Origin of the sequence: Pseudomonas arsenicoxydans, from assembly GCF_006438915.1 — a bacterium.
In the GTDB taxonomy this organism is placed as follows: domain Bacteria; phylum Pseudomonadota; class Gammaproteobacteria; order Pseudomonadales; family Pseudomonadaceae; genus Aquipseudomonas; species Aquipseudomonas arsenicoxydans_A.
In genome coordinates, this window is record NZ_RCZE01000003.1 from 458,605 (window position 1) to 480,772 (window position 22,168).

20 protein-coding genes are annotated in these 22,168 nt (G+C 59.1%); 16 read left to right on the forward strand and 4 right to left on the reverse strand.

Going from position 1 to position 22,168, the window contains the following annotated elements; genetic code table 11:
* Window positions 1-65 precede the first annotated feature (65 nt).
* On the forward strand, window positions 66-851 hold the full coding sequence (locus EAH78_RS08775) for an outer membrane protein OmpK (protein ID WP_140667202.1): 786 nt from the start codon (window positions 66-68) through the stop codon (window positions 849-851).
* Window positions 852-990: 139 nt separating this feature from the next.
* Here the strand turns inward: EAH78_RS08775 and EAH78_RS08780 are convergent, their stop codons facing one another.
* Together EAH78_RS08780 and EAH78_RS08785 are read right to left on the reverse strand one after the other, a co-directional pair.
* The gene (locus EAH78_RS08780) at window positions 991-2,163 is read right to left on the reverse strand and encodes a patatin-like phospholipase family protein (RefSeq protein ID WP_140667203.1); all 1,173 of its coding nucleotides are present in this window, start codon (window positions 2,161-2,163) and stop codon (window positions 991-993) included.
* Between the two features lie 27 nt (window positions 2,164-2,190).
* A complete protein-coding gene (locus EAH78_RS08785) occupies window positions 2,191-3,123 on the reverse strand; it encodes a lipid A biosynthesis lauroyl acyltransferase (RefSeq protein ID WP_140667204.1) in 933 nt (310 codons plus the stop codon).
* Window positions 3,124-3,241: 118 nt separating this feature from the next.
* On the opposite strand from EAH78_RS08785, the gene minC reads away from it, so the two are divergent.
* From minC to EAH78_RS08815, 7 genes are all read left to right on the forward strand, one after another.
* A complete protein-coding gene (gene minC / locus EAH78_RS08790; RefSeq protein ID WP_123434623.1) occupies window positions 3,242-3,979 on the forward strand; it encodes a septum site-determining protein MinC in 738 nt (245 codons plus the stop codon).
* Between the two features lie 201 nt (window positions 3,980-4,180).
* Window positions 4,181-4,993, forward strand: coding sequence for a septum site-determining protein MinD (gene minD, locus EAH78_RS08795; protein ID WP_123434149.1), 813 nt, complete (start codon window positions 4,181-4,183; stop codon window positions 4,991-4,993).
* The gene (minE, locus tag EAH78_RS08800) at window positions 4,993-5,247 is read left to right on the forward strand and encodes a cell division topological specificity factor MinE (RefSeq protein ID WP_007944431.1); all 255 of its coding nucleotides are present in this window, start codon (window positions 4,993-4,995) and stop codon (window positions 5,245-5,247) included. Before minD ends, minE begins: the two co-directional genes overlap by 1 nt.
* A 246-nt stretch (window positions 5,248-5,493) precedes the next feature.
* On the forward strand, window positions 5,494-6,129 hold the full coding sequence (locus EAH78_RS08805) for an RluA family pseudouridine synthase (protein WP_027922481.1): 636 nt from the start codon (window positions 5,494-5,496) through the stop codon (window positions 6,127-6,129).
* 242 nt (window positions 6,130-6,371) lie between these two features.
* On the forward strand, window positions 6,372-7,661 hold the full coding sequence (locus EAH78_RS08810; RefSeq protein WP_140667205.1) for a M18 family aminopeptidase: 1,290 nt from the start codon (window positions 6,372-6,374) through the stop codon (window positions 7,659-7,661).
* A gap of 194 nt (window positions 7,662-7,855) precedes the next feature.
* Complete coding sequence (locus tag EAH78_RS32300; protein WP_170219106.1) at window positions 7,856-8,032, forward strand: hypothetical protein; 177 nt, start codon at window positions 7,856-7,858, stop codon at window positions 8,030-8,032.
* A 77-nt stretch (window positions 8,033-8,109) separates the two neighbouring features.
* Window positions 8,110-10,266, forward strand: a complete 2,157-nt coding sequence (locus EAH78_RS08815; RefSeq protein WP_140667206.1) for a mechanosensitive ion channel family protein — start codon at window positions 8,110-8,112, stop codon at window positions 10,264-10,266.
* Window positions 10,267-10,375: 109 nt separating this feature from the next.
* Here EAH78_RS08815 and EAH78_RS08820 read toward each other — a convergent pair whose 3' ends face one another.
* Window positions 10,376-11,089: a UTRA domain-containing protein gene (locus EAH78_RS08820; RefSeq protein WP_027922478.1), complete on the reverse strand. Its 714-nt coding sequence runs from the start codon at window positions 11,087-11,089 to the stop codon at window positions 10,376-10,378.
* A 361-nt stretch (window positions 11,090-11,450) separates the two neighbouring features.
* Here EAH78_RS08820 and EAH78_RS08825 point away from each other — a divergent pair, with 361 nt between their 5' ends.
* The 6 genes from EAH78_RS08825 to EAH78_RS08850 all read left to right on the forward strand — a co-directional run bounded on the left by EAH78_RS08825 (window position 11,451) and on the right by EAH78_RS08850 (window position 16,799).
* Entirely contained in the window at window positions 11,451-12,515 is a 1,065-nt protein-coding gene (locus EAH78_RS08825) for an ABC transporter substrate-binding protein (protein ID WP_140667207.1), read from the forward strand.
* Between the two features lie 174 nt (window positions 12,516-12,689).
* Complete coding sequence (locus EAH78_RS08830; protein ID WP_140667208.1) at window positions 12,690-13,496, forward strand: alkaline phosphatase family protein; 807 nt, start codon at window positions 12,690-12,692, stop codon at window positions 13,494-13,496.
* Entirely contained in the window at window positions 13,493-14,338 is an 846-nt protein-coding gene (locus EAH78_RS08835; protein ID WP_140667209.1) for an ABC transporter permease, read from the forward strand. Before EAH78_RS08830 ends, EAH78_RS08835 begins: the two co-directional genes overlap by 4 nt.
* Entirely contained in the window at window positions 14,325-15,125 is an 801-nt protein-coding gene (locus EAH78_RS08840; protein ID WP_140667210.1) for an ABC transporter permease, read from the forward strand. Before EAH78_RS08835 ends, EAH78_RS08840 begins: the two co-directional genes overlap by 14 nt.
* Entirely contained in the window at window positions 15,122-16,111 is a 990-nt protein-coding gene (locus EAH78_RS08845) for an ABC transporter ATP-binding protein (RefSeq protein WP_140667211.1), read from the forward strand. The genes EAH78_RS08840 and EAH78_RS08845 overlap by 4 nt, the downstream gene beginning before the upstream one ends.
* 34 nt (window positions 16,112-16,145) lie before the next feature.
* The gene (locus tag EAH78_RS08850) at window positions 16,146-16,799 is read left to right on the forward strand and encodes an HAD family hydrolase (protein WP_045058073.1); all 654 of its coding nucleotides are present in this window, start codon (window positions 16,146-16,148) and stop codon (window positions 16,797-16,799) included.
* A 113-nt stretch (window positions 16,800-16,912) separates the two neighbouring features.
* Here the strand turns inward: EAH78_RS08850 and EAH78_RS08860 are convergent, their stop codons facing one another.
* A complete protein-coding gene (locus tag EAH78_RS08860) occupies window positions 16,913-17,875 on the reverse strand; it encodes a zinc-binding dehydrogenase (RefSeq protein ID WP_140667212.1) in 963 nt (320 codons plus the stop codon).
* A 139-nt stretch (window positions 17,876-18,014) separates the two neighbouring features.
* Between EAH78_RS08860 and EAH78_RS08865 the strand changes: the two genes are divergently transcribed.
* Both EAH78_RS08865 and EAH78_RS08870 read left to right on the forward strand, forming a co-directional pair.
* Window positions 18,015-20,096, forward strand: a complete 2,082-nt coding sequence (locus EAH78_RS08865; RefSeq protein WP_170219107.1) for a carboxy terminal-processing peptidase — start codon at window positions 18,015-18,017, stop codon at window positions 20,094-20,096.
* Between the two features lie 146 nt (window positions 20,097-20,242).
* Window positions 20,243-22,033 carry a bifunctional diguanylate cyclase/phosphodiesterase gene (locus EAH78_RS08870; protein ID WP_140667214.1) on the forward strand — a complete coding sequence of 597 codons (1,791 nt, stop codon included), beginning with the start codon at window positions 20,243-20,245 and terminating at the stop codon, window positions 22,031-22,033.
* Window positions 22,034-22,168: the final 135 nt, after the last annotated feature.

The window sequence follows — 22,168 nt, forward strand, 5'->3', positions numbered from 1 at the left end:
CGCCACACCAGAGCGCCGAGCTTAAAAAAATAACGTGGAACCACCTACTTTTTGGGAGCAACCGAATGAAACGTACGTGCACCAGCCTGATGCTCGCGGGATCTTTACTGGCCGGCGGCCAGGCCATGGCCGGCGACCTGCTGCAATGGCAGACCAACAGCCTGACCTACCTGTACGGTAAGGATTTCCAGGTCAACCCGAACATCCAGCAGACAGTGACCTTCGAGCACGCCGATGGCTGGAAGTACGGCGACAACTACTTCTTCATCGACAAGATCTTCTACAACGGCAAGAAAGACGCCTATGCGGGTGATAACACCTACTACGGCGAACTCAGCCCACGTTTGTCGTTCGGCAAGATCTTCGATCAGAAGCTGGAATTCGGCCCAATCAAGGACGTGCTGCTGGCCATGACCTATGAGTTTGGCGAGAACGATACCGAGTCGTACCTGATCGGTCCGGGTTTCGACCTGTCCATCCCGGGCTTCGACTATTTCCAGTTGAACTTCTACAACCGTCACAGCGAAGGCGGCCGCCCGGGTGACAACATCTGGCAGGTCTCTCCGGTCTGGTCCTACACCATCCCGATGGGTAGCTCGGACGTTGTGATCGACGGCTTCATGGACTGGGTGGTCGACAACGACGTCAACAAAGAAGGCGAATACCACGCCAACCTGCACTTTAACCCACAGATCAAATACGACTTGGGCAAGGCACTGAAGCTGGGCGACAAGCAGTTGTACGTCGGTATCGAATATGACTACTGGAAAAACAAATACGGTATCGAAGACAGCCAGGGCTTCAAGACTGATCAGAGCGCGACGAGCTTGCTGGTCAAGGTTCACTTCTGATCCGGCTGTAATTGGCGTTCTTTAGGACGCCATCGCGGGCAAGCCACGCTCCCACAGGGTTTTGGATCGCTTCAAGTTATGTGAAACGACACAAAACCTGTGGGAGCGTGGCTTGCCCGCGATAGCCACACCACCCATCTCAAGCCGAAACTACAGGCTCCGGCAACCCAAGAAACCGGCAAAGCTCCTCACGCTTGGCCAGCGCATCCCGCCGCCCCAGATCAATCAACTCGCTGCAATACCCCGCCTCGAACAGCAGATAACTCAATACCCCCGCCCCGCTCGTCTTCGTTGCCCCAGGCCCCCGCAGAAACAGGCGCAACGCCGCCGGCAATTCCTGCCGATGCCGCGCCGCAATTTCATCGATCGGCTGACTCGGCGAAATCACCAGCACCTCCACCGGCGCCACGCCCAACGCACGGGTCGGCGTCCCCGCGGGCATCAAGTGGCTGAACTGGTTCAGACGCTGCAACAACTCGATGTCACTTTCCAGGCTGTCAATGAACGTACTGTTGAGCATGTGCCCACCAATCTGCGCCAGGGTCGGTTGTTGCCCGGTATAGGCGCGCTGCAGCGGTTGCTCCGGGTCGACACCACGCGGGTTGCCGCTGACACCCACCACCAGCACGCGAGTGGCGCCCAGGTGCAGGGCCGGACTGATCGGGGCGGATTGGCGCACTGCACCGTCGCCGAAGTATTCCTCGCCGATTTTCACCGGGGCGAACAGCAATGGAATGGCCGAACTGGCCAGCAAATGCTCGACACTCAATTGGGTCGGAATGCCGATACGCCGATGGCGCAGCCACGAATCGATAGTGCCGCCACCCTGATAGAAGGTGACCGCCTGGCCGGATTCGTAGCCAAACGCCGTCACGGCGACCGCCTGCAACTGTTTCTGGGCAATGGATTCGGCGATGCCGGCCATGTTCAGTTTGTCGTTGAGCAACCCACGCAGCGGCGAACTGTTGAGCAATGCCACCGGCACGTGAGCGCCAAGCCCGAGCAAACTGTGACTGACAAAGCGGCTGGCTTGATGGATGACGCCGGGCCAGTCACTGCGCAGCACCAGATGGCTGCGAAAGCCCTGCCAGAACGCAGTCAAACGCTCGATGGCGCCACGAAAATCCATCGCACCGCTGGCGAGACTGACCGCGTTGATCGCCCCGGCCGAGGTGCCGACGATCACTGGAAACGGGTTCGCCGCGCCCAGCGGCAGCAACTCGGCAATAGCCGCCAGCACGCCCACCTGATACGCCGCTCGAGCCCCGCCGCCGGAAAGAATCAACCCTGTAACCGGTTCAGCAAGACTCATCGCAACACTCCATGGCGCTTAAAGGGGTCAACCGCGTTTTTTGTACAGCTTGGGCTCGCCGGGTGGCCGGCTCTTGAAGCGGCGATGGGCCCAGAGGTATTGCTCCGGGCATTCACGCAAGGCGCCTTCGACCCACTGATTGATGCGGATGCAATCGGCCTCTTCAGTCTCGCCGGGGAAACCTTCGAGCGGCGCATGGATCACCAGTCGATAACCGCTGCCATCCGCCAGACGTTCCTGAGTGAACGGCACCACCAACGCCTTGCCCAGCCGCGCAAACTTGCTGGTGGCGGTCACGGTGGCTGCCTGAATGCCGAACAGCGGCACGAAAATACTTTGCTTGGCGCCGTAGTCCTGATCCGGTGCGTACCAGATCGCCCGGCCCGCGCGCAGCAACTTGAGCATCCCGCGCACATCGTCGCGCTCGACCGCCAGCGAATCGAGGTTGTGCCGTTCACGCCCCCGGCGCTGGACGTAGTCGAACAGCGGGTTCTTGTGCTCGCGGTACATGCCGTCGATGGTGTGCTGCTGCCCCAATAGCGCCGCGCCGATTTCCAGCGTGGTGAAATGCAAGGCCATCAGGATCACGCCCTTGCCGTCGCGCTGGGCCTTTTTCAGGTGCTCCAGGCCTTCGACATGGGCCAGTTTGGCCAGGCGCTGCCGCGACCACCACCAGCTCATGGCCATTTCGAAGAAGGCGATGCCGGTGGAAGCAAAGTTTTCCTTAAGCAGGCGCTTGCGCTCGGCAGCGGACTTTTCAGGGAAACACAGCTCAAGGTTGCGTTTGGCGATGCGCCGTCGGTCGCCGGCTACCCGAAACATCAAGGCACCGAGCAGGCGACCGATAAACAGCAACGCCGGATACGGCAGCTGAACAATCAGCCACAACAGCCCCAAGCCACACCACAGCGGCCAGAAACGCGGCATTAGAAATGTTTTTCGAAAACGCGGGCGATCCATTAAAGGTTCCGGAAAGACAATGGCCGCGCATTCTACATCGTTCGACCCGGCTTGCGGCTTGCGGGCGTTCTCGTTATAAGTCTCGGCACTTTTAGTGACAAGCCGTTGTATGCCGACCATGAGCCAAACCGAACCGCAAGACCAGGATCCCGTGTTCCAGTTGAAGGGCAGCATGCTCGCCATTACGGTGCTGGAACTGGCCCGCAACGACCTCGAAAACCTTGATCGGCAATTGGCCGCCAAGGTCGCTCAGGCGCCTAATTTTTTCAGCAATGCACCGCTGGTGCTGGCCCTGGACAAGCTCCCGGCCAGCGAAGGCGCGGTGGATTTGCCGGGCCTGATGCGCGTCTGTCGCCAGCATGGCTTGCGCACCCTGGCCATCCGCGCCAGCCGCATCGAAGACATCGCGGCCGCCATTGCAGTCGATCTGCCGGTGCTGCCGCCGTCCGGCGCCCGTGAGCGTGCGCTTGATCCCCTCGAAGGCCAGGTGAAGAAAAAACCGGAAAAACCGCCGGAACCGACTATCAAACCGACGAAAATCATCACGTCGCCAGTACGTGGTGGCCAGCAGATTTATGCCCAGGGTTGCGATTTGGTGGTGATTTCCTCGGTCAGCCCGGGTGCGGAACTTCTCGCCGATGGGAACATCCATGTATACGGCCCGATGCGCGGTCGAGTGTTGGCCGGCGTCAAGGGCGACACGAAAGCCAGGATTTTCTGTCAGCAAATGAGCGCTGAACTGGTGTCCATCGCAGGCCACTACAAGGTCTCCGAGGATCTGCGTCGCGACCCATTGTGGGGCGCGGGTGTACAAGTCAGCCTGTCCGGCGATGTGTTGAACATCATTCGGCTTTAACGGATACTGCCGCATTTTCCAAGCATCTCTAAAACGTAGCGAAAACGGCTCAAACGAAGTAGGAAAACGGCCAAAAGCAGTGTTTACCGGAGGTAAGCCCCGCTCAGGACCGGATTCCAGCCAAGGCTGTCCGACTGCAGTAGTTTTTCAAGAGATGTTTTTCAGGGGCTAAAAGTCCTTTTTCCTTAGGGGTGAAACACCTTGGCCAAGATTCTCGTGGTTACATCCGGCAAGGGTGGTGTGGGTAAGACCACCACCAGCGCCGCTATCGGTACCGGCCTCGCTCTGCGTGGTCACAAAACAGTGATCGTCGACTTCGACGTCGGCCTGCGTAACCTCGACCTGATCATGGGTTGCGAGCGTCGCGTGGTGTATGACTTCGTCAACGTAGTGAACGGCGAAGCCAACCTGCAACAAGCCCTGATCAAAGACAAACGTCTGGAAAACCTCTACGTTCTGGCCGCCAGTCAGACCCGCGACAAAGACGCGCTGACCGTGGAAGGCGTGGAAAAAGTCCTGATGGAGCTCAAGGAACAATTTGAGTTCGTGGTCTGCGACTCCCCGGCGGGCATCGAGAAAGGCGCCCACCTGGCCATGTACTTCGCTGATGAAGCGGTTGTCGTGACCAACCCGGAAGTGTCCTCGGTACGTGACTCGGACCGTATGCTGGGCCTGTTGGCCAGCAAATCGCGTCGTGCTGAACGCGGCGAAGATCCGATCAAGGAACACTTGCTGCTGACCCGCTACAACCCGCAACGCGTCAGCGATGGCGAAATGCTTGGCGTCGAAGACGTCAAAGAGATTCTGGCTGTCACCCTGCTGGGTGTGATTCCGGAATCGCAAGCGGTGCTCAAGGCTTCCAACTCGGGCGTGCCCGTGATCCTCGACGACCAGAGCGACGCCGGCCAGGCGTACAGCGATGCCGTCGACCGTCTGCTGGGCAAAACCGTGGAACATCGTTTCCTCGATGTCACGAAGAAGGGATTCTTCGAGCGCCTGTTTGGAGGTAGGTAATGAACATTTTTGACTTCTTTCGTGCCAACAAGAAGCCAAGTACCGCATCGGTAGCGAAAGAGCGTCTACAGATCATCGTGGCGCATGAACGCGGCCAACGCAGTACGCCGGACTACCTGCCAGCCTTGCAGAAGGAACTGGTTGAAGTGATCCGCAAGTACGTCAATATCGGGTCCGATGACGTGCACGTCGCTCTGGAAAACCAGGGCAGCTGCTCGATTCTGGAACTCAATATCACCCTGCCGGATCGTTAATCGATCCAGCGGGAGCCACGGCGGCTCAGGCCTTTCAGGTCCCTGTGTGGGGGCGAACTGTGGCGAGGGGGCTTGCCCCCGTTTGAGTGCGCAGCACTCACAGGACCTTCGGTACCCCGGAAGTCTTGGGACTGCTTCGCAGCCCAACGGGGCGATGCGGCGTTCCGACAAGCCCCCTCGCCACAGGTCACTCCTACGGGATCGAAGGCCTGAGCCGCCGTTGGCGTTTGTTACGAGGCTGTTTTAATGCCGTTGTCCAATGTCCACATTCTTCATCAGGACGCCGCCGTACTGGTGGTGAACAAACCGACCCTGTTGCTCTCCGTCCCTGGCCGGGCCGATGACAACAAGGACTGCCTGATTACCCGCCTGCAAGAAAACGGTTACCCGGAAGCGCGAATCGTCCATCGACTGGACTGGGAAACCTCCGGCATCATCCTGCTGGCCCGTGACCCGGACACTCATCGCGAGCTGTCCCGGCAATTTCACGACCGCGAAACCGAAAAAGCCTACACAGCGCTGTGCTGGGGTCAGCCGGAACTGGACAGCGGCAGCATCGACCTGCCACTGCGCTATGATCCGCCGACCAAGCCACGCCATGTGGTCGACCATGAATTCGGCAAGCACGCCCTGACCTTCTGGCGTGTGCTGGAACGCTGTGGCGACTGGTGCCGCGTCGAACTGACGCCGATCACCGGCCGCTCGCATCAACTGCGCGTGCACATGCTTTCCATCGGCCACCCACTGTTGGGTGACGGGCTCTACGCCCACGAGCAAGCCCTGGCCGCCTGGCCGCGCCTGTGCCTGCACGCCAGCATGCTCAGCTTCACCCACCCGCAAACCGGTGAACGCTTGCGCTTCGAGTGCCCTGCGCCGTTCTGATCCAGTGGTGAATATTTTCTGTGGCGAGGGAGCTTGCTCCCGCTCGGTTGCGCAGCAGCCGCAAACCCTGTGTATGCGATGTGTCTGAAACACCGCATCAATGGAACTGGGGGCCGCTCCGCTGCCCAGCGGGAGCAAGCTCCCTCGCCACATTGAATCTCATGCCCCCCCCCCGACAATTGCCCGCCGCACTTTGCGCTTTCAATACGTTAAACTGGCGCCATTGCTGTCTGGAGCTTCTTATGCGCGAAGAGTTGAACCAAGGCCTGATCGACTTTCTCAAGGCCTCCCCTACCCCGTTCCATGCCACTGCCAGCCTCGTCCAGCGCCTGGAAGCGGCCGGTTTCGTGCGACTTGATGAGCGCGAGCCCTGGACCACCGAAGCCAATGGTCGTTATTACGTCACCCGTAATGATTCCTCCATCGTCGCGATCAAGATGGGTCGTCATTCGCCGCTGCATGGCGGTATTCGCCTGGTGGGCGCGCACACCGACAGCCCTTGCCTGCGGGTCAAGCCCCAGCCGGAACTGCAACGTCAGGGCTTCTGGCAACTGGGCGTCGAAGTCTACGGCGGCGCGTTGCTGGCGCCGTGGTTCGACCGTGACCTGTCCCTCGCCGGCCGCGTGACCTTCCGCCGTGATGGCAAGGTCGAAAGCCAGTTGATCGACTTCAAGACGCCCATCGCGACCATTCCGAACCTGGCGATTCACCTTAACCGTGAAGCCAACATGGGATGGGCGATCAACGCGCAGACCGAATTGCCACCCATCCTCGCGCAATTCGCCGGTGACGAACGCGTGGATTTCCGCGCCGTGCTCACCAACCAGCTGGCACTGGAACATGGCTTGAACGCCGACGTGGTGCTTGATTACGAGCTGAGTTTCTACGACACCCAAAGCGCTGCGATCATCGGCCTGCACGGTGACTTCATCGCCGGCGCGCGCCTGGACAACCTGCTGTCGTGCTACGCCGGCCTGCAAGCCTTGCTGACCGCCGAAACCGACGAAACCTGCGTGCTGGTCTGCAACGATCACGAAGAAGTGGGTTCCTGTTCAGCCTGTGGCGCTGATGGCCCGATGCTGGAGCAGACGCTGCGGCGCCTGCTGCCTGAAGGTGACGAATTCGTGCGCACCATTCAGAAATCGCTGTTGGTGTCGGCCGATAACGCCCACGGCGTGCACCCCAACTACGCGGACAAGCATGACGCCAACCACGGCCCGAAACTCAACGCCGGCCCGGTAATCAAGGTCAACAGCAACCAGCGCTACGCCACCAACAGCGAAACCGCCGGTTTCTTCCGTCATCTGTGCATGGCTGAAGAAGTGCCGGTGCAGAGTTTTGTAGTGCGCAGCGACATGGGCTGTGGCTCGACCATTGGCCCGATCACCGCCAGCCACTTGGGCGTGCGCACCGTGGACATCGGCCTGCCGACGTTCGCCATGCATTCGATCCGTGAATTGTGCGGCAGCCATGACCTGGCGCATCTGGTCAAAGTGCTGAGCGCGTTCTACGCCTGCCAGGAATTGCCGTAGCCCCTAAAAGCATCGCGAGCAAGCCCGCTCCCACATTCGACTGCATTCCAAGCGAAGCATGCGGTCAAATGTGGGAGCGGGCTTGCTCGCGAAGACGGCAGCACGGCCACTGCAGCACTTTGCTTGATACGCATCATCCTCGGCCACCCAAAGCCAACTAAACTGTCATTGTTCCTTCTGACAAGGCAGTCTCCATGATCTCGATGTCTTCGTTTCACGCCATGCTGATCCCGATCCTCGTCGGGATGATCATGCTGGCCATCGGCTTCAACTTTCGCGACAAAAACGCCGGTGTATTCGCCATGTGGATCGGCATGCTGACCATTTTCGGCACGGTGATTTTCAAGATCCTCGCCAAACTCAACGAATAAATCCTCCCCCCGACTCGCATTGATTTAGACGGGCTCGTACACTCGGTCGATCCGTTCACCCCGAGGTTGACCGCCTAGTGCTTGCCCGCCTATTCGCCCTGCCGTGTTTCTTCCTTGTCTGCCTGATGACGTTGCTGCCGATGGCGCCTGTCCAGGCGGCCGGTTTGCCGAGCCTGCTCAGTGGCTCGACGAAAGCCCAGCCAGAGGCGCAGGAACCGTTGGGTCAATCGCTGGACGAAGTCATCAAGTCGCTGGAAAACGACCAGCAGCGCAGCAAACTGCTGGCCGACCTGAAGAAACTGCGCGACGCCACCAAAAAGGCTCAGCCGGCCGCCGAAGAAGGCGTGCTGGGCTTGATCGGCGGCACGCTCGCCACCTTCGAAAAACAATTCTCCGGGGCCGACAGCCCCATCAATCGCTGGTCTGAAGAGTTTGGCCAGGCCAGAGACGAACTGTCAGCCTTGATGATGCCGGCCAGTGAATGGCTGCCGATCATTTTCGCGTTCGCCATGATCCTGATGGTCTGGAGCCTGCTTGCCGCGGCCCTGATCTGGATCAGTCACCGGGTGCGCATGCGCTTCGGGCTGACCGAAGAACTGCCGCAACACCCCAAGGCCGTGGACATGTTGCGCTTCGCCCTGCGCAAGCTCGGGCCCTGGCTAATCGCTCTGGTGATCACCGTTTACATGAGCTACGCCCTGCCCTCGTCACTGGGCAAAAGCCTGGCCATGGTGTTGGCTTACGCGCTGGTGGTCGGCACGTGTTTCTCGGCGATCTGCGTGATCGCTTTTTCCCTGCTCGATGGTCCGCACCGCCACCGCGCCTTGTATATCCTGAGGCACCAGGCCTTTCGGCCGTTGTGGTTGATCGGCAGTTTCGCCGCGTTTGGTGAGGCGCTGAACGATCCACGACTGGTCGCCGGTCTTGGCAGTCACCTGGCGCACACGGCGGCGACGGCCGCCAACGTGCTGGCAGCGATTTCCACCGGTTTGTTCATCCTGCGGTTCCGCCGGCCGATCGCGCACTTGATCCGCAATCAGCCGCTGTCCCGACGCCTGACCCGTCGCGCCCTCAGCGACACCATCGAAATTCTCGGCACCTATTGGTACGTCCCGGCGCTTGTGCTGGTGGGCGTCTCGCTGTTCGCCACGTTTGTTTCGGCCGGCGACACCAGCACCGCCTTGCGCCAGTCGCTGATCTGCACCGTGTTGCTGGTGTTGTGCATGGTCATCAACGGACTGGTCCGCCGTCATGCCCTCAAACCACAACGCGGTGTGAAGCGCCATGCACTGTATTCGGAACGCTTGAAAAACTTTTTCTACACCCTCGCCCACTTGCTGGTGTGGCTGGCGTTCATCGAACTCGGCTTGCGGGTCTGGGGTATGTCGCTGATCACCTTCACAGAAGGCGAAGGCCATGAAGTCAGCGTCAAACTGTTCAGCCTCGCCGGCACGCTTATTTTCGCCTGGCTGATCTGGATCCTCAGCGACACTGCCGTACACCTCGCGCTCACCCGCTCACGCAAAGGCCTGGCCAACACCCGCGCGCAGACGATGATGCCGTTGATCCGCAACGTGCTGTTCGTGGCGATTTTTATTATTGCGATGATCGTCGCGCTGGCGAACATGGGCATGAACGTCACGCCACTGCTGGCCGGTGCCGGTGTGATCGGCCTGGCCATCGGTTTCGGTGCACAGTCACTGGTAGCAGACTTGATCACCGGGCTGTTCATCATCATCGAAGACTCCCTGGCCATCGACGACTACGTGGACGTCGGCGGCCACCTGGGCACCGTCGAAGGGTTGACCATCCGCACCGTGCGCCTGCGGGACATCGACGGCATCGTCCATACCATTCCGTTCAGCGAAATCAAAAGCATCAAGAATTACTCCCGGGAATTCGGCTACGCGATCTTCCGGGTGGCGGTGCCGTCGGACATGGACATTGATAGCGCGATCAAACTGATGCGCGAAGTCGGGCAGAAAATGCGCACCGACCCACTGCAACGGCGCAACATCTGGTCGCCGCTGGAGATCCAGGGGGTCGAGAGTTTCGAGTCCGGCAACGCGATTCTGCGCGCCCGATTCAAGACAGCGCCGATCAAGCAGTGGGAAGTTTCGCGGGCGTTCAACCTGTCGCTGAAGCGGCATCTGGATGAGGCGGGACTGGATCTGGCGATGCCGCGTATGAGTGTTCAGGTGGCTACGGCGGCGGGTGGGCCACAGAAAGAATAGTGTTGCCTGTCAGACCGCTATCGCGAGCAGGCTCACTTCTACAGTTTGAACGCATTTCAATTGTAGGAGTGAGCCTGCTCGCGATAGGGTCAACCCGGTTTCCTGCGAACTAAACCACATCCACCCCGACATGAATCGCATCATGCCGCCAAAACTCCAGGTCGCAGTCGATCAGCCGCTCATGCTGATCATAATTGACCCGTGCAATACGTAACCCCGGACTCCCTACCGACACCCGCAGCGCCGCTGCCGCATCCACCGACAGCGAAGTCGGCACAATCTCGAAACGCACCCGCCCGTAGTGCAAGTCGTAATGCCGCGCGTACAACTCGGTAATCGACTGATTCAAATCAAACTCAAGAATCCCCGGAAAATATTGCGGATTCAGATAGTGCTCCACGTACAGCACCAGCCGCTCATCAATGCGCCGTGCGCGGCAGATCTGGATCACGCTCGACAGCGCCGGCAGTTGCAACCAGGCGCACACCGCCGCTGAGGCTGGTTGCAATCGCGCCGAAATCACCTCGGTAGACGGCACTCGCCCCTGCGCACTGACCATCGCGTGAAAATGACTGCGCTGCATCAGGTTGTAGGCCAGGCGCGGTGGCGAAACGAACCAGCCGCGGCGCTCTTCGCGATAAATCTGCCCCTGCGCTTCCAACTGCAGCAACGCCTCACGCACGGTGATCCGTGTGGTCCCGAACAACTCACTGAGCTTGCGCTCGGCCGGTAGCTTGCTGCCGGGCGCCAACAGACCGTGATCGAGCTGTTCCTGCAGGACCTGACCAATGGCTGTCACCGCTTTTGTTGCCTCATCACGCATCAACGTTACCTATCTGGACTAGACCAGCACTGTTTCGGGGCAGAACCGCGCTGTAAAACCGGCTCATCTTGATCCTGCAAGCGTAGGCAGTGCAGATGACTGATAGATGACAAAGCTACCCAACGGTCATCCGATCGTCCCCTGCAAACCCTGCAATACATCGGCCAAGTCCCTTGCGTGCCGGGCCTTTGCCCATGGTCTACGCTTACCGGGCACCTGCCAATACCGGGCAAATTATTGTGCTGCCGGGCGACGACCGACATGAAAGTGTCATCGAGCCCGCCTAAATTGGCTCAGGTATTGCTGACCTAGACCAACACAACCGCAATCGCAGCGTTGAAAACGCCCAAAGGAGCTTCGGATGAAAAAGCTTTTCCTGGCATCACTGTTAGGCTCGACCATTGCCATGTGTACCGCCGCCATGGCGGCTGATGATTTGAAAACCCTCGAAGCCGCTGCGAAAGCGGAAGGCGCAGTCAACAGCGTCGGCATGCCCGATGACTGGGCCAACTGGAAAGGCACCTGGGAAGACCTGGCAAAAACCTACGGACTCAAGCACATCGACACCGACATGAGCTCGGCTCAGGAAATCGCCAAGTTCGCCGCTGAAAAAGACAACGCCAGCGCTGACATCGGCGACGTGGGCGCAGCCTTCGGCCCGATCGCGGTCAAGCAAGGCGTGGTGCAACCCTACAAGCCGACAACCTGGGCACAGGTGCCAGATTGGGCGAAAGACAAGGACGGCAACTGGGCACTGGCCTACACCGGCACCATCGCTTTCATCGTCAACAAGAAGCTGCTGCACGGTTCGGAAGCACCGACCAAGTGGGCTGACCTCAAGACCGGTAAGTACAAGGTGTCCATCGGTGACGTGAGCACCGCAGCCCAGGCGGCCAACGGCGTACTGGCAGCAGCCCTGGCCAATGGTGGCGACGAGAAAAACCTGCAACCGGCCCTGCTGTTGTTCGCAGACATTGCCAAACAGGGTCGCCTGTCCATGGCTAACCCGACGATTGCCACCATGGAAAAGGGTGAAATCGAAGTCGGCGTGGTCTGGGACTTCAACGGTCTGAGCTACAAAGCGAAGATGGCCAATCCGGATGACTATGTCGTGCTGATTCCATCCGATGGTTCGGTGATCTCCGGTTACACCACCATCATCAACAAGTACGCGAAAAACCCGAACGCCGCCAAGCTGACCCGCGAATACATCTTCAGCGACGCCGGCCAGATCAACCTGGCAAAAGGCAACGCGCGTCCGATCCGTGCTGAACACCTGACCCTGCCCGCCGAGGTCAAGGCCAAGCTGCTGCCTAACGAGCAGTACAAAAAGGTCACGCCGATCAAAGACGCCGATGCATGGGAGAAGACCTCCAAGGCCCTTCCTCAAAAGTGGAACGAAGAAGTCATCGTCAATATGCAGTAATGCGGTAGAGCAAACGCTGAAAATCTAATGTGGGAGCGGGCTTGCTCGCGAAAGCGGTGTGTCAGTCAACCTAAATGTTGAATGTGAAACCGCTTTCGCGAGCAAGCCCGCTCCCACACTGGACCGTGTGAAGTCTGAGTTTTTTGAATCACTGTTCGCGGAGTTTTTGCCCCTATGAAGCACAACGTCATCCTTGTCGTGCTCGACGGCCTCAATTATGAGGTCGCGCGCCACACCATGGGGCACTTGCAGGCCTACGTCGGCGCAGGACGCGCGGCACTCTACATGCTGGAGTGCGAGCTGCCGTCCCTGTCCCGCCCGCTGTACGAATGCATTCTCACCGGCGTCCCGCCCATCGAGAGCGGCATCGTTCACAACAACGTTTCGCGCCTGTCCAACCAGCGCAGCATTTATCACTACGCCACGGACGCAGGCCTGAAAACCGCTGCGGCGGCGTATCACTGGGTCAGCGAGCTGTACAACCGTTCGCCGTTCGTGGCCGCCCGGGATCGTCACACCGACGATGAAGCCCTGCCGATCCAGCACGGTCACTTCTACTGGAACGACCACTACCCGGATTCGCACCTGTTCGCCGACGCCGAAAGCCTGCGCCTGCGGCATGCGCCGAATTTTCTGTTGATCCACCCGATGAACATCGACGACGCCGGGCACAAGCACGGCCTCGACACCCCGCAATACCGCAACAGCGCGCGCTCGGCCGACATCATCCTCGCCGACTACCTGCGCACCTGGCTCGACGCCGGTTATCAAGTCCTGGTAACCGCCGACCACGGCATGAACAACGACCGCTCCCACAACGGCCTGTTGCCGGAAGAACGCGAAGTGCCGTTGTTTGTCCTCGGTGACGCGTTCAGTTTCAACACCAGCGCCGCACCGAAGCAGACTGAAATCTGCGGCACGGTCTGCGAACTGCTGGGCGCGGCCCACGACAAACCTGTGTGCCGGGAGCTGCTCAAGTGAATGCCAATACCCGTAGCAAGTGGCTGGCAGCCTTGTGCCTCGTACCGTTCGCCCTGTTCTTTATCGTGTTCGAAATCGCCCCGCTGGTCTGGGTGATGATCAACAGCCTGCAATCAGAAGAGTTCGGTTGGGGCATATCCAACTTCACCAAGATCTTCAATTCGAAGTTCTACTTGCAGGCAATCCAGTACAGCCTCGAGATCAGTTTCTGGTCCAGTGTTTTCGGGATCATTATCGCGGTGCTTGGCGCCTACTCGCTGCGTCGGGTTGACTCAAAACTGCGCAACTTCGTCAACGCCTTCGCCAACATGACCAGCAACTTCGCCGGCGTGCCACTGGCCTTCGCGTTCATCATCCTGCTGGGCTTTAACGGCAGCTTCACCATCATGCTCAAGCAAGCCGGGATCATTCAGGATTTCAACCTGTACTCGAAGACCGGGCTGATCATTCTCTATACGTACTTCCAGATTCCGCTTGGCGTATTGCTGCTCTACCCCGCCTTCGATGCCCTGCGCGAAGACTGGCGCGAGTCTGCCGAATTGCTCGGCGCCAACGGCTGGCAGTTCTGGCGGCACATCGGTTTGCCGGTACTAACGCCGGCACTGCTCGGTACGTTCGTGATCCTGCTGGCTAACGCCCTCGGCGCCTACGCGACGGTGTATGCGTTGACCACCGGCAACTTCAACGTGCTGCCGATCCGCATCGCGGCGATGGTGTCCGGTGATATTTCCCTCGACCCGAACCTCGCCAGTGCCCTGGCGGTGGTGCTGGTGGCGTTGATGACCCTGGTGACCATCGTGCATCAGCTGCTGTTGAAGAGGAGCTACCATGTCTCGCGCTGAACTGGGCCCCGCCGGTGTCTACCACCGCGTCGTGGTGTACCTGCTGTTTGCCATTCTGTTGTTGCCGCTGTTCGGGACGTTGATCTACTCGATCGCCAGCAGTTGGTCGGCGACCATCCTGCCCAGCGGTTTTACCTTCAAGTGGTACATCCAGCTGTGGAGCGATCCACGCTTTCTCAACGCGTTTGGCCAGTCGCTGCTGGTCTGCGTCGGCTCATTGATTTTGTCGGTGGTGCTGATTCTGCCGCTGCTGTTCGTGGTGCATTACCACTTCCCGAAACTCGATGCGCTGATGAACATCCTGATCCTGCTGCCCTTCGCGGTGCCTCCGGTGGTGTCCTCGGTGGGGCTGTTGCAGCTCTACGGTTCCGGACCGTTCGCGATGGTCGGCACGCCGTGGATTCTGATTGGTTGCTACTTCACCATTGCGCTGCCGTTCATGTACCGGGCAATCACCAACAACCTGCAAGCGATCAACCTGCGCGACCTGATGGACGCCGCCCAACTGCTCGGTGCCAGCACCTTTCAAGCGGCGTTCCTGGTGGTGTTGCCGAACCTGCGCAAGGGTTTGATGGTGGCGCTGCTGCTGTCGTTCTCGTTCCTGTTCGGTGAGTTCGTGTTCGCCAACATCCTCGTCGGCACTCGCTACGAAACCCTGCAGGTCTACCTCAACAACATGCGTAACAGCAGCGGCCACTTCACCAGTGCGCTGGTGATTTCCTATTTCTTCTTTGTGCTGGTTCTGACCTGGGCGGCCAATATCTTGAACAAGGACAAAAGCGAATGAGCTATGTCAGCGTCCAACATCTTCAAAAGAATTACGCGGGTACGACGGTCTTCAGTGACATCAACTGCGAAATCCAGAAGGGCGAATTTGTCACCCTGCTCGGTCCATCCGGTTGCGGTAAATCCACGCTGCTGCGCTGCATTGCCGGCCTGACGTCGGTCGATGGCGGCAAGATTTTGCTGGAGGGTGTCGACCTGGTGCCAATGAGCCCGCAAAAGCGCGGCATCGGCATGGTGTTCCAAAGCTACGCACTGTTCCCCAACATGACCGTGGAGCAGAACATCGCCTTTGGTTTGCGCATGCAAAAGGTCAACGCCGACGACAGTCACAAACGTGTCGCCGAAGTGCTGAAACTGGTGGAGCTGAACGACTTCGCCTCGCGTTATCCGCATCAACTCTCTGGCGGCCAATGCCAACGTGTGGCCCTCGCCCGCTCACTGGTCACCCGTCCACGGCTATTATTGCTGGACGAACCGCTGTCGGCCCTCGACGCGCGCATTCGCAAGCACTTGCGCGAACAGATCCGTCAAATCCAACGCGAACTGGGCCTGACCACGATCTTCGTCACACACGATCAGGAAGAAGCGCTGACCATGTCTGACCGGATTTTCCTGATGAATCAGGGAAAGATCGTACAGAGTGGCGACGCCGAAACCCTGTACACCGCGCCCGTCGATGTATTTGCCGCAGGCTTTATCGGCAACTACAACCTGCTGGACGCCGACAGCGCGTCGAAGCTGCTGCAACGGCCGATCAGCCATCGCATCGCGATTCGCCCGGAAGCCATCGAACTGAGCCTGAACGGCCAACTCGACGCGCAGGTGCGCAGTCACAGCTTGCTGGGCAACGTGATTCGTTACCGGATTGAAGCCCGCGGCGTGGAATTGGTGGTGGATGTGCTCAACCGCTCGGCCGCCGATCTGCATCCCGATGGTCAGCGTCTGGCACTTTCCATCGATCCGACGGCGCTCTGTGAGGTAGCCTGATGCCTTTGCTGATGTTGAAGAGAGAACTGCACTGATGGCCCTGGCAATTTTTGATCTGGACGAAACCCTGATCCACGGCGACTGCGCCACCCTCTGGAGCGAGCAAATGGGCCGCTTGGGCTGGGTCGACCCTGAGTCGTTCATGCGTCAGAACAACGAACTGATGGACGCCTACAGTCACGGTAAGCTGCGGATGGAGGACTACATGACCTTCAGCCTGGAGCCGATGATTGGCAGGACGCCTGAAGAGGTCGACCATCTGGTCGGCCCGTGGGTTGAAGATTTCATCGAGCCCATCATTTTCAGCGACGCCACCAAAGCCATTGCCGCCCACCGCAAGGCCGGCGACCGGATTCTGGTGATCTCAGCGTCGGGCACGCACCTGGTGCGACCGATTGCCGACCGGTTGGGCATCGACGAAATTCTCGGTATCGAACTGGAAGTGGCGCACGGGGTGTACAGCGGCCACACCGTCGGCACCCTGACTTACCGCGAAGGCAAGATCACCCGGTTGCTGGAATGGCTGGATGCGGAAGAGGAAAACCTTGAAGGCGCGAGTTTTTATTCCGACTCACGCAACGATTTGCCGTTGTTGCTGAAAGTGGATTTCCCACACGTGGTCAACCCGGATCCGGTGCTGCTTGAACACGCCGAAAAAGCCGGCTGGCCGATCCACCTCTGGAAGTAACACAAATCCCTTGTGGGAGCGGGCTTGCTCGCGAAAGCGGACTTACATTAAACAAAAATGTTGAATGACACACCGCTTTCGCGAGCAAGCCCGCTCCCACAAGTTTTGTATTGTCAGGTCAGGCTTTCGTCGATCACCAGCACCAGTTTCCCCGCCACCGTGTTGGTTGCCAACTCGGCAAACGCCGCTTCGGCATCCTTGATCGGGAACGTCTTGGCCAACTGCGGGCTCAGTCGCCCCTCGGCAAACAGCGGCCAGACATGCTGGCCCAAGTCACTGAACAGATCCGCCTTGAACTGATCGTCGCGGCTGCGTAAGGTCGAACCCAGCAGTTGCACGCGTTTGGCCAGCACCTGAGCCAGATCCAGTTGCGCCTCACGGCCGCCCATCAGGCCGATCAGCACCCAACGACCATCAAGGGCCAGCAACTTCAGATTCAACGCGGCGTAGTTGCCGCCCACCGGGTCGAGAATCACATCGAACGGCCCAAGGTCATTCAAACTGTCCAGACCGCCCTTGCGCACCACCCCACCCTGCGCCCCCAGGGCTTCACAGTAAGCCAATCGCTCGGCGGAACCGACGCTGACCCAGCACGGGTTACCAAACGCCTTGCACAACTGAATGGCAGCTGAACCAATTCCACTTGCTCCAGCGTGGAGAAGAACTTTCTCACCCGGCTTGAGCGCAGCGAGTTGAAACACATTCAGCCAGACGGTCGCATACACTTCGGGTAGCGCTGCCGCCTCGATCAGGGACAAACCTTCGGGGACCGGCAACACATGCCGTCCGTCGACAACTACCTCTTCGGCCATCCCACCCCCGGCCAGCAGGGCGCAAACCCGATCGCCGACCTGCCAGGAAGCCCCCGCGCCCACCTCGCTGATCACCCCTGAACACTCAAGACCCAGTACGTGACTGGCTCCCGGCGGTGGTGGATAGAGACCTGCTTTCTGTAATAAATCGGCGCGATTGAGACCCGCAGCCGCTACTCGGATACGAACTTGTCCTACATCACATGTAGGACTGGGCTCTTCAAGCCACTCCACTTGACCTTCAACGCCTTGCAATGCTTTCACAGTGCCTCCATAGTGAGTCTGGACTGAGCCCGTAGCTGTAGCGCCGGGCTTTCTTGCATTATGCGACCGGCTCTCGTGGATCCGGCGACTTCAAAGACGGCCTAATATGCGTGATCAATTGTCCCCGCGTCGAATCAGCATGAAGCATTTTTTCCCTGGCACCGCCCTAGCCCTTTTCATTGGTATCGGTCTGTTACCGATATCGACCAATACGTTTGCCGCCAATAGCTGGGACAAGCTTCAGCCTGATCGTGACGAAGTAATCGCCAGTCTGAACGTCGTCGAGTTGCTCAAGCGCCATCACTACAGCAAGCCGCCGCTCGATGACGCGCGCTCCGTGATCATCTACGACAGCTACCTCAAGCTGCTGGACCCGTCGCGCAGCTATTTCATGGCCAGCGACATTGCGGAATTCGACAAATGGAAAACCCAGTTTGACGACTTCCTCAAAAGCGGCGACCTGAACGCCGGGTTCACCATCTACAAGCGCTACCTGGACCGCGTCAAGGCGCGTCTGGACTTCGCCCTTGCCGAGTTGAACAAAGGCGTCGACAAGATCGACTTCACCACCAAGGAAACCTTGCTGATCGATCGCAAGGACGCCCCTTGGCTCAAATCCACCGCTGAACTCGACGACCTGTGGCGCAAACGCGTCAAGGACGAAGTGCTGCGGCAGAAGATTGCGGGCAAGGACTCCAAGCAGATTCAGGAAACCCTGACCAAGCGCTACAAGAACCAGTTGGCGCGACTGGACCAGACCCGTGCGGAAGATATCTTCCAGGCGTACATCAACACCTTCGCCATGTCCTACGACCCGCATACCAACTATCTGTCGCCAGATAACGCGGAAAACTTCGACATCAACATGAGCCTGTCCCTTGAGGGCATCGGCGCCGTGTTGCAGAGCGATAACGACCAGGTGAAAGTCGTGCGCCTGGTGCCGGCAGGCCCGGCCGACAAGACCAAGCAGGTTGCCCCGGCCGACAAGATCATCGGCGTTGCCCAAGGCAACAAAGAGATGGTCGACGTGGTGGGCTGGCGCCTGGACGAAGTGGTCAAGCTGATCCGTGGTCCGAAAGGCACCGTGGTGCGCCTGGAAGTGATTCCGGCCAGCAATGCGCCAAACGACCAGACCACCAAAATCGTGCCGATCACCCGCGAAGCGGTGAAGCTTGAAGATCAGGCCGTGAAAAAGTCGATCCTCAACCTGAAACAGGATGGCAAGGACTACAAGCTCGGCGTCATCGAGATCCCGGCCTTCTACCTCGACTTCAAGGCATTCCGTGCCGGCGATCCGGACTACAAGAGCACCACCCGCGACGTCAAGAAACTGCTGACCGAGTTGCAGAAAGACAAGGTCGATGGCGTGGTCATCGACCTGCGCAACAACGGCGGCGGCTCCTTGCAGGAAGCCACCGAGCTGACCAGTTTGTTCATCGACAAGGGGCCTACAGTTCTCGTGCGTAACGCCGATGGCCGGGTTGATGTGCTGGAAGATGAAAACCCGGGCGCGTTCTACAAAGGCCCGATGGCGTTGCTGGTCAACCGCCTGTCCGCCTCGGCTTCGGAGATTTTTGCCGGCGCCATGCAGGACTACCACCGTGCGTTGATTATCGGCGGCCAGACCTTCGGTAAAGGCACCGTGCAGACCATTCAGCCGCTGAACCATGGCGAACTGAAACTGACCCTGGCGAAGTTCTACCGGGTTTCCGGCCAGAGCACCCAGCATCAGGGCGTACTGCCGGACATCGATTACCCATCGATCATCGACACCAAGGAAATCGGCGAAAGCGCCCTGCCTGAAGCCATGCCATGGGACACCATCCATGCGGCGATCAAACCGGCTGTAGACCCATTCAAGCCGTACCTGACGCAGCTCAAGTCCGAGCACGACACACGCTCGGCCAAGGACGCGGAGTTCGTATTTATCCGCGACAAACTGGCCCTTGCGCAGAAGCTGATGGAAGAAAAAACCGTCAGCCTCAACGAAGCTGAACGTCGTGCCCAACACACCGATATCGAAGCCAAGCAACTGGCCATGGAAAACATCCGTCGCAAGGCCAAGGGTGAAGAGCCGCTCAAAGAACTGAAGAAAGAAGACGAAGACGCCATCGCGGCCGAGCCGGACAAGACCAAGCCAGAAGACGACGCTTACCTGAGCGAAACCGGTCGGATCCTGCTGGACTACCTGAAACTCAACACCGCAGTTGCCAAGCACTAAGCGGTTACACGCAAGATGATGGCAATTTAATGCTGACGCTCCCCGGAGCGTCATCAAACAGTCATCATTCTGTCGTGAAATAAGGGACTGGGAGCACCTCTGACAAGAGGCTGCTCCCAGTCCTTTTTTATCGCCCCGAGATTGCCATGACCACGACAGAACAGCTGAGCGCCTTGAGTTCCATACTGGCTCAAAGCGGCTTGCACAGCCTGTTCCAGCCGATCATTTGCCTCTCCGAACGACGCATTGTCGGCTATGAAGCCCTCACCCGAGGCCCGTCAAACAGTCCGCTGCACTCCCCTATCGCCTTGTTCTCCGTGGCCCGCCAGGCCGGTCGCTTGAGCGAGCTGGAAATTGCTTGCCGCGAAAGCGCTTGCCGACGTTTCAACGAACAGCAACTGCCGGGCAAACTGTTCCTCAATGTCTCCCCGGAATCCCTGCTCGAGGCGGCCCATCAACCCGGCCGCACTCTGCAACTGCTGCAGGATTTCGGCATTCCGCCGAGCCAGGTGGTGATCGAACTCACCGAACAAACCCCTACCGACGACTTCCAGTTGCTGCAAAACGCACTGCATCACTATCGGGCGATGGGATTTTCCATTGCGCTGGATGATCTGGGCGCGGGGTACTCCAGTTTGCGATTGTGGTCGGAGCTTCGCCCGGATTACGTGAAGATCGATCGTCACTTCATCGACGGCATTCATCAGGACGCACTCAAGCGCGAGTTTGTCGGATCGATCCTGCAGATCGCCAAAGCCTCACGCGCTCAAGTGATTGCCGAAGGCATTGAGTTGCCGGAAGAGCTCGCGGTACTGACCGAGATGGGCGTTGATCTGGTCCAGGGCTATCTGCTGTGCCGTCCTCAGGAACATCCACCCCGGGATGCTCGCACCCTGATGCCCAAACACGAGGGTACCGCCGTAGCGCTGAATGACGAAGGCAGCGACCTCAGCCCCCTGCTCAACGACCAATCGGCGGTTGCGCACGACACACCGACCGCCACCGTGCTCGAAGCGTTCCGCCGCCAAGCCAACCTGAACTCCCTGGCGGTGCTCGACAATCAAGGCCAACCCTGCGGCATCGTTCACCGCCATTCACTGTCGGACGCGCTGCTGAAGCCCTTTGCCACCGACCTGTTCGCACGCAAACCGATCAGCCGCTTGATGAACGACGACTTTCTCGCCGTGGAAATGAGCCAGTCGCTGCAACAAGTCAGCCGCCTGATCACCAGCCGTGCGCGACAACGCATTGAAGAAGACTTCATCATCACCCTCAATGGCAGTTATCTGGGCCTGGGTCGGGTGATTGATGTCCTCAAGCTGATTACCGAGCTGAAAATCCAGCAAGCCCGCTACGCCACCCCGTTGACCCTGTTGCCCGGCAACGTACCGATCCAGCAATGCCTGACGCGTTTGCTGCAACAGGAACGGGAGTCGGTGATCTGCTACGTCGACATCGACAGTTTCAAACCCTTCAACGACATCTACGGCTACGGCCGTGGAGATGAAGTCCTGCTCTGTCTGGCGCAATGCCTGAATGACCGCGTCGACCCGTCCCGCGACTTCGTCGGCCATATCGGCGGCGACGACTTCCTGCTGGTGCTCGGCCCGGAAGACTGGCGTAAACGTTTGAACCAGTTACTGGACGACTTCCATAGCCAATGCCGACGTTTCTACCGCAGCGAACACCTGGAAGCCGGGTGCTTTATCGCGCCGAACCGTCAGGGTGTGCGGCAGGAGTTTCCATTGTTGTCATTGTCGATCGGCGTGGTGCATTTGCATCCACAGGCCTGTGGACAACTCGATGCGAGCCAGTTGGCGGAGATGGCTTCGCAGGCCAAGCACCATGCGAAGAATGTGCAGGGGTATAGCGTGCATGTGATTGATAGTTTGGTGGTGCCAGCAGCCGAAGAAACGCTAATGGCCGGCCACCGCTAACCCGATCATTCCCACGCTCCCGCGTGGGAATGCCTCAAGGGGCGCTCCGCGCTCCAGCCCCACCTCGAGCGTCCAGCCTGACACCTATGTGACGCAGAGCGTCACTGGCTGCATTCCCACGCAGAGCATGGGAAC